The organism is Paenibacillus sp. JT22N12 (assembly GCF_056269365.1).
In genome coordinates, this window is sequence record NZ_JBWDNU010000004.1 from 576,605 (window position 1) to 590,008 (window position 13,404).

Annotated in this window: 9 protein-coding genes; 8 read left to right on the forward strand and 1 reads right to left on the reverse strand. The window is 54.4% G+C overall.

All coding sequences use genetic code 11. From position 1 onward, the window contains the following. The first annotated feature begins 43 nt into the window (after window positions 1-43). Window positions 44-2,197, forward strand: a complete 2,154-nt coding sequence (locus tag AC0YOA_RS18245) for a dipeptide ABC transporter ATP-binding protein (RefSeq protein WP_475787783.1) — start codon at window positions 44-46, stop codon at window positions 2,195-2,197. Beyond that, the gene (locus AC0YOA_RS18250; RefSeq protein ID WP_475787784.1) at window positions 2,184-3,494 is read left to right on the forward strand and encodes an MFS transporter; all 1,311 of its coding nucleotides are present in this window, start codon (window positions 2,184-2,186) and stop codon (window positions 3,492-3,494) included. The genes AC0YOA_RS18245 and AC0YOA_RS18250 overlap by 14 nt, the downstream gene beginning before the upstream one ends. A 172-nt stretch (window positions 3,495-3,666) precedes the next feature. Here the strand turns inward: AC0YOA_RS18250 and AC0YOA_RS18255 are convergent, their stop codons facing one another. Then, window positions 3,667-4,392 carry a hypothetical protein gene (locus tag AC0YOA_RS18255; protein ID WP_475787785.1) on the reverse strand — a complete coding sequence of 242 codons (726 nt, stop codon included), beginning with the start codon at window positions 4,390-4,392 and terminating at the stop codon, window positions 3,667-3,669. Between the two features lie 332 nt (window positions 4,393-4,724). On the opposite strand from AC0YOA_RS18255, the gene AC0YOA_RS18260 reads away from it, so the two are divergent. The 6 genes from AC0YOA_RS18260 (at window position 4,725) to AC0YOA_RS18285 (ending at window position 13,336) form a co-directional block, all read left to right on the forward strand. After that, window positions 4,725-5,603 carry an NAD(P)-dependent oxidoreductase gene (locus AC0YOA_RS18260; protein WP_475787786.1) on the forward strand — a complete coding sequence of 293 codons (879 nt, stop codon included), beginning with the start codon at window positions 4,725-4,727 and terminating at the stop codon, window positions 5,601-5,603. A gap of 18 nt (window positions 5,604-5,621) precedes the next feature. Further along, complete coding sequence (gene larA, locus AC0YOA_RS18265) at window positions 5,622-6,893, forward strand: nickel-dependent lactate racemase (protein ID WP_475787787.1); 1,272 nt, start codon at window positions 5,622-5,624, stop codon at window positions 6,891-6,893. A 149-nt stretch (window positions 6,894-7,042) separates the two neighbouring features. Next, entirely contained in the window at window positions 7,043-9,346 is a 2,304-nt protein-coding gene (locus AC0YOA_RS18270) for a helix-turn-helix domain-containing protein (RefSeq protein WP_475787788.1), read from the forward strand. Between the two features lie 423 nt (window positions 9,347-9,769). Next, a complete protein-coding gene (locus AC0YOA_RS18275; protein ID WP_475787978.1) occupies window positions 9,770-10,630 on the forward strand; it encodes an ABC transporter permease in 861 nt (286 codons plus the stop codon). Between the two features lie 15 nt (window positions 10,631-10,645). Next, a complete protein-coding gene (locus AC0YOA_RS18280; RefSeq protein WP_475787789.1) occupies window positions 10,646-11,542 on the forward strand; it encodes a carbohydrate ABC transporter permease in 897 nt (298 codons plus the stop codon). Window positions 11,543-11,668: 126 nt separating this feature from the next. Next, window positions 11,669-13,336 carry a type 2 periplasmic-binding domain-containing protein gene (locus AC0YOA_RS18285; protein WP_475787790.1) on the forward strand — a complete coding sequence of 556 codons (1,668 nt, stop codon included), beginning with the start codon at window positions 11,669-11,671 and terminating at the stop codon, window positions 13,334-13,336. Window positions 13,337-13,404: the final 68 nt, after the last annotated feature.

A 13,404-nucleotide genomic window follows, 5' to 3' on the forward strand; every position in this document is an offset into this window, starting at 1 on the left:
GTATGCTGTGATGACTTCAACCATGTAAAAGGAGCTGACAGCCATGAATAACGGGGCAGCAGCGGGTACGCTAAACCGCCCAAGCGACATTTCGGCTTCACCTTCTCAGCCCTTGCTGCAGGTCCGCGACCTGCACACCCATTTCTTCACCAACTCCGGCGTCGTGAAAGCGGTCAACGGCGTCAGCTTCGAGCTTCAGCGCGGAGAACGGCTGGCGATCGTAGGCGAAAGCGGCTCCGGCAAAAGCGCAATGGCCATGTCGCTCATTCAACTCATTTCCTATCCCGGCAAGCTTGTGTCCGGCAGCGTGCAGCTGGACGGCAGGGAGCTCGTCGGCTTAGGCGAGCCGGAGCTCAACAAGCTTAGAGGCAGCGCTATCGGAACCGTATTCCAGGACCCGATGTCCTCACTGGACCCTGTCATGCGCATTGAAGACCAGATGATGATGCCCATCCGCATGCATCTGAAGCTTGGGCCCAAAGAAGCGCGCAGCCATGCGGTGGATCTTCTGAGCCGGGTGGGAATCCCCGATGCGGCCAAACGGATTTCCTCCTATCCCTTTGAAATGAGCGGCGGCATGCGGCAGCGGATCATGATTGCGATGGCGCTCTCCTGCAATCCGAAGCTGATATTGGCCGATGAGCCGACAACGGCGCTGGACGTGACGATCCAGGCGCAAATCGTCGAGCTGCTGAAGACGCTGACGGAAACGACCGGCAGCGCGATGATGTTTATTACGCATGATCTTGGACTTGTCGCCCGGTTTGCCCAGAAGGTCGCGGTTATGTATGCGGGCAAAATCGTCGAATTCGGCACGGTCGGCGAAATTTTCAGCTCGCCCAGGCATCCGTATACCCAAAGCCTGCTGATGACCATTCCGAGCATCAGCGGCGAGAAGCGGAGGCGGCTTCTCCAAATCCAGGGCTTTCCGCCGGATATGAAGCTTCCCGTCAAGGGCTGCTCCTACAAGGAGCGCTGTCCCGCCGCGTCGGAGCGCTGTTATCTGGATGCGCCGGAATTGATGCCCCGTCAGGGCCAGCAGGCAGCAGCCTGCTGGCTGGAGGAAGGGCTTATGACCGAAGGATACGAGAGCATCACCGCCATGCTCAGCAGGGGGGAGAAGCCTGCGCCTGCCGATAAGGCGGCTGCACCGACGGCAGCGGCTGCTGCCGATTCCGGATCCATGAACGCTGTCATTCGCGGCGAAGCGGAACCCGTCAGCGGAGCTATGACCGTCGAAGCAGCCCCAGGCGATACAGCTCCTGCAGCTGCTTCCGATGTTATGCTGGAAATAACCGATTTGCATAAGCATTTCACCAAAACCTCGGTGCTGCCGTGGAAGAAGGATTCGGAAATCCGGGCCGTCAACGGCATCAGCTTCAAGCTGCAGCGCGGCGAGACCATCGGGATCGTGGGGGAAAGCGGCTGCGGCAAAAGCACGACCGCCCGCATGCTGCTGCAGCTGGATGAACCGACAAGCGGCCGGATCGACAGGAACGGCAGCATCCAGATCGTGTTTCAGGATCCGTATTCTTCCTTCAATCCGAAGATGAAAATCGCGGATATTATTGCCGAACCGCTTCATGTCCGCAAGATCGGCACACGCGAGGAGCGGAAGCGGCGGGTAAGGGAGCTGATTCTGAAGGTAGGGCTGGACCCGTCTTATCTCGACAGATACCCGAGCCAGCTGAGCGGCGGGCAGCGCCAGCGTGTCGGCGTCGCCAGGGCGCTCTCGCTGAACCCGTCCGTCGTGGTGGCCGATGAACCGACCTCGGCGCTCGACGTGTCCGTACGCGCACAGATCATCAACCTGCTGTGCGATTTGAAGGAAGAGATGGGACTGAGCTTCGTATTTATTTCACATGATCTGTCGACCGTCCGCTATATTTCCGATACGATTGCGGTCATGTATCTGGGCGAGATTGTGGAATACGGCCCGGCAGAGGAGATATTCGTCAGCCCGGCGCATCCGTATACGCAGGCGCTGCTTGCCGCCGTGCCGGTCCCCGATCCGGAAATTGAAGGAGCCAGAAGCATCGAGCTGCTCAAAGGGGAGCTGCCAAGTCCCGCCAATCCGCCGTCGGGATGCGCCTTCAGCTCCCGGTGTCCGCATGCGACCGATGTGTGCACCTCGGCCAAGCCGAAGCTGAAAGGGCATATGCAGCGCCGGGAGGTCGCCTGCCATGCTGTCTCCTGAGTTTTACCGGAAATTCGGCATCTATGGCGGGGGGCTTTTCTTCACGATTACGGGAATGGCGCAGCCGTTCTTTACGCTTTATGCGCAGGAAATTGGCGCCTCGACCGCAGCGATCGGTTTCATGGTGACGCTGCGGTCGCTGCTTCCCATCTTCATCGCTATGCCGATTGGCCAGCTCATCGATTCCATCGGTCCCATCCGGATGCTCAAATACGGCAGCGTGCTGCTCATTTTATCGCTATTCATCAATATGATGGCTACGGGCTTGTGGATGCTGAGCCTGTCGCAGATTTTCATGGGCGCATGCGTCATCATCATGGCTTCCTCCTTTCAGGTGCTGGTATCGGAGGGGGAGAAAACGGAGCGGAACGAGAGCATCAAGAAATACTCCATGTGGATGTCGGGCGGCGGGATGTTAGGTCCGCTTATCGGCGGCGGACTGACTTCTCTCTTCGCCAATGCCCTGTTCGGCTACAAGTTTTCCTTCGGGGTGGCTTGCACCGCCTCTCTTCTCTTCTTCATCGTGCTGATGATCGCAGCCAGAGGTTACCGGAATACGTCCTATGACGGAGCCGCGCATCCCAAAGAGCTGCTCAGGATAAAAGGCATCGCCGACAGCTATGTGAGCGGCTTCCATTTGACCAAAATCCGCTCCGTCCAGTTCGGACTGATCGGAACGTTCCTCATTATGTACATTCAGTCGCTGTATATGAGTTTTATGCCGATTTATCTGAAAGAGCTGGGCTACACGACCCTGCTGATTTCTATCATTATTTCAATCAATGGACTGGCTGGCATGCTGTCGCGCTACGGTCTCGGCTGGCTGATGGCCAGAACGCATATGGAGCGGATTCTGCTGATCGCCGGTTTGACCGCTGCTGTATGTGTCGTGTTTACGCCGATTGCCGGTTTTCATATCGCGGGAGTGATTATATTAGTTCTCGTAATGGGCGGTGCGGTAGGCATCAATCTGCCTGTCAGCATTATGATTGTGGTTAACGATACGAAGGATTCCGACCGCGGCAAAATCATGGGGCTGCGGCTGATCATGAACCGCTTCTCGCAAATTCTAAGTCCCGCCATGTTCGGGGTGCTCGGCCAGTGGTTCGGCTTGACGATCGCTTTCTACGCCGGCGGGGGCTTCCTGGTTGCGACAATGCTCGGCTTCTCCGCCTATACCTCGATGAAGTGGAAGCTGCGGACGCGCGGCTCTGATAATAAAGGGATGGCAATCGGCAAGGAGCGCGCAAGCGGCCACGCGCCGCCCGCGGAGGAGGTCAAACCGGTAGGCTTGTAAAGACGGTCCAATCCAAATTGAGCGGATATACCCGTCCTGATGCTTTAACGCTGCAACGCCTTAAATAAACGCCCGGAAAGCAGCCCCCTGACAGGCTTCGCTTCCGGGCGTTTTAGCGAAATCCAGAAGTCCGGTGATGAACAGGCGCAGCCGGATTTTTTTCACTGGACTGCTAGCGGGCGGCAGAAGAGGCATAGAACCAATTCCAGATCATATTCATCGTCTTCGCGAGATTCGATACGGCGCCTCTCCCCGCTCTGGGGGAGAAATAGTTCGGCGATGGTCCTTCCACATCCAGCATGGCTACATTGTCTGGCGCGTAATAGCGGCGCCCCTTCTCCTGCGAGTTATACAGCAGGCCGGGGTATCGGTGCGAGGTGAAGCGGTACTTGGCATGGGACCAGCTGCCCTGCCAGGCCAGGGGATCGCCTTCCAGCCACGCTCCCTTCTTGACGATGTAGCCGACTCTCCCCTTAAAATGTCTGCCGATCGGCACCTTTGGCGATCCCACCTGCGCAACGAAGCGGATATCGCACCCATCCTGCTCCAGCAGCTCGGCGGCATGATAGGCCGCGGCTCCTCCGATGCCGTAGCCAATAAGCAGAATGGGATCGCGTGCGCCAAGCGTCCGCACAAGCGTTCTGACCTGCTGTCCCCCGGCAGATTGCTGCACCTGCTCGGGATAGAGCCGGACATCCCGGCGCGCCGACCGGATCTGCTTCATGGTGCTGTTATGCTCGCCGCCATACGGAAACAGAATGCGAATGGTCACATTCAGATTCTCCTGCCCGAACCGGTTGCGCAGCGCATCCGCGAGCGGCCGGAACACCGGCTCCGCCGTACGAATGCCTGCCACCAGATAGATATTCACCCGTTTGAGCTCAGTCAATTCAGCCATCTGTACACTCCCTTCCGCCAACGCCTATCTGTTCTATGTCCTTTCGACAATGCGGGAAGCGTATCCTGCAAGGAATATCCCCCGTTTATCCATGGCGGGCTGAGGCGGGGATTGCTCCGGCGTTCGTGCGTCTATTTCGCACTGCGAACTAGCTGCCAGCGCGCGGTGCGGCGGTGCAAGATGGCGGTTGAAACATGCCGGACAGGCATCGCCGCTTCTTGCCATCCCCTCCGGAGAGCGGTATAAATAAGCTAGCGCAAATATTTTCTGTTTATTGCCGGGACGGAATTGTTTACAATGAAGCCAAGTACGAATAAGCGGGAGGAATAATAATGAGCTCAAATCAGGTTAAGCCAGCCATCGGTTTTATCGGGATCGGCGTGATGGGGAAAAGCATTGTACGCAATTTAATGAAAGCCGGGTATTCGCTGCATGTGTACAGCCGGACCAAGTCCAAGGCGGAGGACATCCTGGAGGAAGGCGCCCGTTGGCATGATAATCCGGCGGAATTGGCGCAGCATTCCGATGTGGTGATGACCATGCTGGGCTACCCGCATGATGTCGAAGAAGTTTACTACGGCGAACAGGGGCTGCTGAAGCACGCCAAGCCGGGCACGGTGCTGGTGGACTTGACCACCTCAAGTCCGGAGCTGGCCAAGCGGCTGGAGGAATCTGCACGCGGGCAGGAGTGCTTCAGTCTGGATGCCCCCGTATCGGGCGGAGATATCGGAGCGCGTGAAGCCCGGCTGTCCATTATGGTCGGTGGGGAAGAAGAGGTATTCCAGCGCATCAGCCCTATTTTCGCAGCGATCGGCACGAATATTGTGTTCCAGGGGCCGGCGGGCTCGGGACAGCATACGAAGATGTGCAACCAGATCGCCATTGCCTCCAACATGCTCGGGGTGACCGAGGCCATCCGTTATGCGGAGAAGGCGGGGCTTGATCCCGATACCGTTCTGAAAAGCATCGGAAGCGGAGCGGCAGGCAGCTGGTCGCTCAGCAATTTGGCGCCGCGGATGATTAAGGGAGACTTCGATCCGGGCTTCTATGTGAAGCATTTTATCAAGGATATGGGGATCGCCCTGGAATCCGCGGAAGCGATGGGATTGCAGGCGCATGGCCTCAGCCTTGCCAAGTCGCTGTATGAGCGGCTGGCCGCGTCCGGCGAGGAGAACAGCGGAACGCAGGCACTCTATAAATTATATGAATAATTCAGGGGGCGAAAGAAAATGAGAGCGGAGCTGCTTTACGGCAAAAGCGGATTGAGCATCGAGGTCCCGGACCATGCGGTCATTATTGAGCCAGCGGCTCAGGCTGGACTTGCCGATGAGAAGGGAGCCGTGACGGAGGCGCTGCGCAGACCGGAAGGTCTGCCTCCGCTCCGGGAGCTGGTCCGGCCAACTGACCGGATTGCCATCGTGATCAGCGACATCACAAGACCTACCCCCAATGAGAAGCTGATTCCCTGGATACTGGAGGAGCTGTCCTTTGTACCGGAGGCGCAGTTCGTCATTATCAACGGAACGGGTACCCACCGGGACCAGACCCGCGAGGAGTTTGTCCGGATGCTGGGGGAGGATGTGGTGAACCGGATTCGGATCATCAATCATCACTGCCATGAGAAGGAGGAGCTGACCCATGTTGGTACGAGCTCCTTCGGCTGTGAGGTATGGCTGAACAAGGAATATGCGGAGGCTGATTTCCGAATTGTAACCGGTTTCATAGAGCCGCACTTTTTTGCCGGATTTTCCGGAGGGCCCAAGGGCATTATGCCGGGAATAGCCGGTATCGAAACGATTATGACCTTTCATAACGCGAGAATGATCGGCGATCCCCGGTCGACATGGGGCAATATGGTCCAAAATCCGCTGCAGGAAATGACGTCGGAGGTAAACCGGATGTGCCCGCCGCATTTTATGCTGAATGTTACGTTGAACAAGGAGAAGGCGATTACCGCGGTGTTCGCCGGAGAGCTGTTCGCTGCCCACGCAATAGGCTGTGCCTATGTGACGGAGCACACGATGGTGCCGGTCAAGGAGCGCTTCGACGTGGTCATCACCTCCAATTCCGGTTATCCGCTGGATCAGAATTTATACCAGGCGGTCAAGGGGATGAGCGCCGCCCACAAAATCGTCAAGCAGGGGGGAACCATCATCTGTGCGGCGGAATGCTCCGACGGGATTCCGTCTCATGGGAACTACGCCGATATCCTGCGGATGCGTCCAACGCCCCGGGAGATCCTGGACATGATTAATGATCCCAAGTTCCGTCTGTTCGATCAATGGCAGGTGCAGAAGCAGGCGGTCATTCAAGTCTGGGCCGATATTATTGTATACTCGACACTGTCTGAAGAGGATGTGCGGGCTGCCATGATGACCCCGACGGACAGCGTGGATGCCGCCCTGCAGGGCTTGACGGCTAAATACGGCAAGGGGATGACGGTAGCCGTGATGCCGCAGGGGCCGCTGACCATTCCTTTCGTGCAGGAAGAGCAGGCCTGATAGGCAAAAGGCTTAAATTGCCATCCTGAGTTCACAAAAACAAGAAACATGGAAGCGTAAAATCGTTTATGATTAAAGGAACTAACTTCAGCGCATTCAAGCTGTCAACTTGAATGCGCTGTCATTATTGGAAGGGAGAAAGCGGGCTGGTGCTTAAGCATTCAAGAATATTTCGCAGATTTCTGATCTCTTATATTGTCATTCTGATTATTCCAAGTGCTGCCGGCTATATGTCCTATCGCACTTCCATCAATGTTACGCAGTCCATATCCATCGATAACAGCGTCATGCAGCTTCAGAAGAGCAAGGAGATTCTGGAGCGCAGAATGGCTGAGGTCGAGGGCTACACGAGACAGCTGGCTTTGAACCAGGACCTGAACGTCTTGATGAATGAGGATATGAAGGGCGACAAGACGAATGTATACGGCGTATGGAAGGTCATGCGGGACGTGATGGCGGTCAGCCAGACCAATGATTTCCTGCAGCATTTTTTCATTTATCTGAAAAACTACAATGCGATCCTGACGCTGGGTTCGTCCTATTTTCGGCCGGAATACTACTATGAGACCTCTCATTATACCGATATGTCTCTGGAGGAATGGAAGAAGACGGTGCTCGGGGAAACGCATCGAAGTCAGATCATGCCGCTTCGCTCCTATATGGATAACGGCGCGCAGACCTCCGTCATCTCCTATATGCAATCGCTGCCACTGGACAGCTTCAGCGACTCTTCGCCGGCGACCGTAGTGATTACCATTGACCAGAAGCTGATCAACAGCCTGCTGTCGGGCGTGACTGAGCGGTATAACGGCTGGGCTCATATCAGCGATGCGGATGGACAGACGATCAGCATACAAGGGATCAAGGAGCAGGAAATCGACGCTTTAGCGGCGGATCCCAAGTTCGATGAATCCAAGGTCAGTCAATTCTATGATGACGATCTGGTCGTCACGATCCGTTCCAAAACAAACGGCTGGGTCTATCAGGCGGGAATCCCCCGGCATGTTCTGATGGAGAATGCCAACAAGATCAAGCTTATTACCTGGTGGGTCACCGGCATTGCGCTGGTCGTCGGGCTGCTGGTCGGGCTGCTGCTCTCTTACCGCAACAGCGCGCCGATCAACCGGCTGCTGGGGGTCATGAAGGAGAATTTCGGCAAGGATGAAGTTCCGGGCGGCCGCAATGAATATGATTTTCTGCAGGGGAATATATCCAATATGCTGATCAACAACAAGCGTCTGGAGACCGAGCTGAGCCGCCAGATGCCCCTGGTCAGGGACGCTTTTCTCAAACGGCTGATCGCCGGCGAATTTCAATCGCGGGAGGAAATTATCGCTGCGGCCGGGCAGGCAGACACCGGTCTGAGCATGAACAGCGGCTATGCCGGCATTCTGCAGATTCACGGCTACTCCGGCATGGACAGCGTGGAAATCCTGAACGAGCTCAGCGCCGCGAGGCTGCTGCTCAAGCAGGCTCTGCAAGACAGCGGCAGCGATATCCAGATGACGGATCTGGGCTCCGACCGCATGGTGCTAGTTTTCACATCGGGGGAAGAGGAGCCGGGGGAAGAGAGCCGCAGAGCGGAGATCCAGCTGCTTTTGGAACAGCTTGCGGACTTCGTGCTTCAGGAATACCGCATTACCGTAACCGTCGCCCTGGGCGATAGCTTTCCTTCCGTCATGGAGGTCAGCCATTCCTTCGAGCAGGCCAAGCAGGCGCTGGAGTATGCGGCCTATATGAACCGGAAAGGGATTTTGTGGTTCAGCGATACCCGGATGGAGAGTGCGACCTATTATTATCCGCTGGATATTGAGCTGCGCCTTATCAGCACGATCAGCAGCGGGGATATCGAGGAAGCCAGGCGGATTGTCGCCTCTGTCATCTCGCAGAATGTGGAGAACAGGGAGCTTTCCATCGATATGAAGCAGCAGCTGATCGAGGAATTGAAGGGAACGCTGCTTAAACTGCTGGATCAGAAGTCCTTCATGGAGTCCGAGGTATTCGAGAATGTCAAGAACCGGATTATCGGCATTCAGGCCAAGGAAGCGATCGAGCCGGTTACACGCGAGATCGATGGCATTATGGAAGCCCTGTGCGGGGTTATCACAAGCAAGAAGAATGATGTCCACACCAGAACCATCGAGCAGATTACGCTGTACATTGCCAAGACGTACATGGACCCGGATCTGAATCTCTACCGCATTGCCGAGAAGGTGGAGCGTCCCGAGAAATACATCTCCCAGCTGTTCAAGGATGTGACGGGAACGAATTTATCGGATCATCTGGAGAAGGTGCGGATGGATCATGCTGCCGTACTCTTAAAGAAGAACGATTACACCGTCGACGATATCGCTTCCCGTGTCGGCTATAACAGCTCGCATTCCTTCCGCAGAGCGTTCAAACGGGTCATGGGAGTCTCCCCAAGCTCGTACAGACAATCTGCCGGTGAATGATAATCCCGACTGCCTCGTGCAGCCGGGATTTTTTTCTAACGATTGGACAGACGAGTACATCCTCCTGACGCTGCTGCTCCCTTGAATGCCCGGCACCTCCCAAATCCCGCTTCGCACAAGGGCTTGAATGTCGTTCCCCCTTGATATACAAGGGATTAGAGGACGCTGCTGCGGACAAATGGACCCCCGAAACAAGGAAATCTGTACGCAAAACGACCCAGATGTACCTATTCATTGCCCGGAAAAATCACATACAATCAGTCGTGTAGAAAGCGCTGTCACCTTTCATAAGGCATCGATACATTAGGGGGTATTGTTTTGGATACGGACACACTAACCAATCAAAGGACGCTTCCGCGAAGCGGCAGGGCAGGCTTCGCGGAATCCGCGGGGAAGAGCCTGAAGAAGCATTGGCAGCTGTATATGATTGTGCTTCCGCCGGCTTTGTTCTTCCTTATATTCAAGTATTACCCGATGCTCAACGCGGTTCTTGCCTTCAAGGAATACAACGTAATGAAGGGCATATGGGGCAGCCCGTGGGTCGGATTCGACAATTTCAGACTGTTTTTTGATAATCCGATGTTCTGGACGCTGATCAAGAACACGATTCTCATCAGCGGCTATCAATTGCTCGCCGGATTTCCGATTCCCATTCTGCTGGCCCTGGGCCTGAACGAAATACGCGTCGGAAGGTTCAAGCGGCTTGTCCAGCTCGTTTCCTTCGCGCCTTATTTCATCTCTACGGTTGTCATGGTCTCCATCATTATGCTGTTTCTGGCTCCGCGACTTGGTTTTGTCAATATAGCGATGAACGCCATAGGCATGGATTCCATCAATTTCCTCGGCGAACCGGGAATGTTCCGCTCCATCTATGTGTGGTCCGATATCTGGCAGACAGCCGGTTACTCGGCCGTCATCTACCTGGCGGCGCTGGCCGGCATTGATCCCGTGCTGTACGAGGCGGCCAAGGTAGACGGTGCGACGCGCTTCCAGAAGATACTGAATGTGGATCTGCCCGGGATACTGCCCACGATCACGATTGTGCTCATTTTGAATGTGGGAAGCATTATGGCGATTGGTTTCGAGAAGATCTATCTGCTGCAGAATCCGCTTACTACATCCACTTCGGAAATTATTGCGACCTATGTGTATAAGGTCGGGCTGCTTAATGCGAACTACAGCTTTGCGACTGCGGTCGGTTTATTCAACTCATTCATCAATCTTATTCTGCTGGTAGTCGTCAACGGGATTGCCAAACGGGTATCCAACAACAGTATCTGGTAAAAAGGGAGTGCAGCTATGTCGGCTATGAAAACAGCGATCAGGGATTCAACAGGCGATAAAATATTTTTGACAGCGATTTATGTCGCATTGGCATTTGTGCTGGTAATTGTCTTATATCCGCTCATCTATATCGTAAGCAGCTCGTTCAGCAGCCCGTCGGCCGTCACATCCGGCCGCGTCTGGCTGTGGCCCGTCGATTTTTCGCTCAAGGGTTACGAGACCTTGTTCCATACCCCGCAAATCATGCAGGGCTACGGCAATTCGCTGTTTTATACGTTAGCGGGAACGGTGATCAGCGTATTGCTGACCATCATGATTGCCTATCCGTTATCGCGCAAAACCTTCTACGGGCGCAATGTGCTCATGATGCTGATTACGTTCACGATGCTTTTCAGCGGAGGCTTGATTCCGACGTACATGGTTGTAAAAGAAATGGGAATGATCGATTCCCGGTGGGCTCTGCTCATTCCGAACGCCATCTGGGTGTGGCAGGTCATTATTACCAGGTCATTCTTTCAAGCCTCCATTCCGGATGAGCTGGTGGAGGCCAGCGAAATCGACGGCTGCAGCGATCTGCGCTTCATGCGCAGTGTAGTCGTCCCGCTCTCCAAGCCGATCATTGCCGTACTCGTGCTGATGTATGCCGTCGGTCAATGGAACGCTTATTTTGACGCTCTGATTTACCTCAAATCGGCGGAGCTGTTCCCGCTGCAGCTGATCCTCAGAAGCATCATCGTGCTGAACAACAGCGCAAGCTCCATGGACGCGATGAAAATGGTCGAGAGACAGCAGCTCGCCGAGCTCCTCAAATATTCGTTGATTGTCGTGGCGACGCTGCCTGTTCTGATCATCTACCCGTTCGTGCAGCGCTTTTTCGTCCAGGGGATGCTGGTGGGTTCGGTTAAGGGTTAATAACTGGGGCTTATCCCCATTGATGAAAGGGGTGATTTTTATGTAGTATAGAACCCGAGCCAAAACAACCATAATCATGAGCCTTTAGTATTTTTCAGGATACATATTCATAGGGGAGGAAATAAGTTGAAAAAGAGATTGGTAAGCTTATTCATCATCGTCACGATGGTCAGCATGTTCCTGGCAGCATGCTCGGAGAAGAATAATACAACGGGAACGGCATCCAATGCCGCAGCCGGAGCGGGAACAGGGGAAGCGGGCGCTAAACCGGTTGAGATCAGCTTATTTGCCCAGCAGGAGCAGGGCACGGATCTCAAGACGAATAAATTTACGCAACTTCTTGAAGAGAAATTCAATGCCAAATTCAACTGGGAGATCATCCCTTACGACGGTGCCAAAGAAAAACGTCAAATCTCGCTTGCCAGCGGAGACTATCCGGAAGCGTATATGCTGACGGCTTACATCGACCAATTCTCGCAAGGCGATGTTCTGAAGTATGGCAAACAGGGCGTGCTTATTCCCTTGAACGATCTGATTGACCAGTATGCGCCTAATATTAAAGCAGCCATGGAAAAATACCCTGATTTGAAAGCGTATAACACAGCGCCTGACGGCAATATTTATGGACTTGTCGCTTTCACCCAATGCTTTCACTGTTCATATCCCAACAAGATGTGGCTGAACAGCAAATGGATGAAGCAGTTGAACCTGGAAACGCCAAAAACGACCGAGGATTTCAAAAAAGTGTTGGAAGCGTTTAAAAATAACGATCCAAACGGCAACGGCAAAGCGGACGAAGTGCCGCTTAGCGGATCGAAAGAGGATTTCGGCGTTCACGTCATCCCTTATCTGATGAATGGATTCATTTATGACGACGACCGGAATTACCTGAGTCTTGCCAGCGGGAAAGTGGACACGGTGGCTAACAAGCCGGAGTGGAAGGAAGGCCTGGCATATATTAAATCCCTGTTCGACGAGGGCTTGATCGATCCGGGCGCGTTTACGCAAAATGCCGACACGCTCAAGAAAATCGGCGAGAATGCAGACGCGCAAATTCTGGGTGCGGCGGCAGCCATGCATCCGGCGATCTTCGTGAATACCGATGCGGGCAATAAAAATGGCAGCGATTACGATGCGGTTCCTCCGCTCACCGGACCTCATGCTTCCTATGCGACTCATGATGGCGGAGGCGTTTCATCCGGCGCGAAATTCGTCATTACGAACAAGGCCAGCAAGGAAGCGCAAATCGCTTTGATCAAGATGGTTGATTACATGTTCACGCCGGAAGGCGAAACCAATGCATCAAACGGTATGAAGGGCATCGGCTGGAAGGATCCGGTGGAAGGCGAGCAGGCGCTGGGCAAGGATGTGAAGCCTCAATTTACGCTGATTCCTGCGGTAGAGGGAGCTGCTCCTTCCAATGCGGGCTGGAGCGGCATGGGACATTTCTACCAGCCCAAAGAATACCGTGACAGCTTCGTACAAGGCACGGATATTTATGCGCCGGACGGTTATGAACGCAGACTGTACAATGCGACGCTGCTGTACGAAGGCAAGGAGCCGAAGGAGCTCTTCCCGATTTGGGCACTGTGGGTAGATGCGGCGGATGCGGATGAAGCGAGCATTCTGCAGACGAACATCAAGAGCTATGTCGATCAGAGCGCGCTTCAGTTCATTACCGGCAACAAGGATCTGGACAAAGACTGGGATTCCTATGTCAAAGGTCTGGAAGATTTGAAGGTTGGCCGTTATCTGGAAATCATGCAAAAGGCGTATGACGCTTCATTTAAATAAGCTTTCATTTGCGGAGCGGGGGCTTTGTTTCAATATAAAGCCTCTGCTTCCATGATCACATCCCATAT

Bases quoted from the DNA above. Each gene is read 5' to 3' on its own strand.
- AC0YOA_RS18245 (WP_475787783.1), top strand. From the start codon at position 44: ATGAATAACGGGGCAGCAGCGGGTACGCTAAACCGCCCAAGCGACATT.
- AC0YOA_RS18275 (WP_475787978.1), top strand. From the start codon at position 9,770: ATGATTGTGCTTCCGCCGGCTTTGTTCTTCCTTATATTCAAGTATTAC.
- AC0YOA_RS18280 (WP_475787789.1), top strand. From the start codon at position 10,646: ATGTCGGCTATGAAAACAGCGATCAGGGATTCAACAGGCGATAAAATA.
- AC0YOA_RS18260 (WP_475787786.1), top strand. From the start codon at position 4,725: ATGAGCTCAAATCAGGTTAAGCCAGCCATCGGTTTTATCGGGATCGGC.
- larA (WP_475787787.1), top strand. From the start codon at position 5,622: ATGAGAGCGGAGCTGCTTTACGGCAAAAGCGGATTGAGCATCGAGGTC.
- AC0YOA_RS18250 (WP_475787784.1), top strand. From the start codon at position 2,184: ATGCTGTCTCCTGAGTTTTACCGGAAATTCGGCATCTATGGCGGGGGG.
- AC0YOA_RS18255 (WP_475787785.1), bottom strand. From the start codon at position 4,392: ATGGCTGAATTGACTGAGCTCAAACGGGTGAATATCTATCTGGTGGCA.